This is a genomic window from Sphaerochaeta sp. UBA5836 (assembly GCF_002432845.1).
Taxonomy (GTDB): domain Bacteria; phylum Spirochaetota; class Spirochaetia; order Sphaerochaetales; family Sphaerochaetaceae; genus Sphaerochaeta.
On record NZ_DJGW01000002.1, the window covers coordinates 20,374 to 20,934 of the forward strand.

1 protein-coding gene is annotated in these 561 nt (G+C 51.0%); it reads left to right on the top strand.

What is annotated here, in order from left to right:
• Positions 1 to 247 precede the first annotated feature (247 nt).
• Positions 248 to 561: DUF5655 domain-containing protein (locus B3F49_RS00130; RefSeq protein WP_293908447.1), on the top strand; the 314-nt coding region annotated here is incomplete at its 3' end.

Here is a 561-nt window from a genome sequence, read left to right on the forward strand (position 1 = left end):
GGGCAGACAGGGAAGAAGGTGAAGTCGTTTTTCTCCCTGCCCAAGGCAGAGAGGACGTCGATGCCCTTCCCGTTATACCGAACCGGGCCACCCATTGCACACAAGCTGATGCCGATGGGTAGTTTCTCTGTAATGACAACTTGCTTTTGCTCCACAGGCTGTTCCTCTCTTACTGGTATTGTAGCATTGAAGAGAAGAGAGGAGAGCAGATGTTTTTATTTGGCAGGGCTTGTAGTACCATCATGCTATGACAGCTGAGCAATTCTTCGAAAGCTTCCCTCACTCATTGGCGCTCTATACTTCAGTTGAGAAAGCCCTCAAAGCCCTCGGCCCTTACCGCATGAGGGTTTCCAAGAGCCAGATTGCTTTCCTTGCCTACAAGCCGTTTGCCTATGTCTGGGTTCCAGAGCGCTACCAGAGGGGAAATACTGCACCCTTGGTGCTCAGTCTGCCGCTATCCTTCAGGGATGAGACAGTGCTGTGGAAGGAAGTCCATCAGGTACGCAAGAGCACCTATATGCATCACAAGGAGCTGTGGACAGCTGAAGATCTTGATCAGAA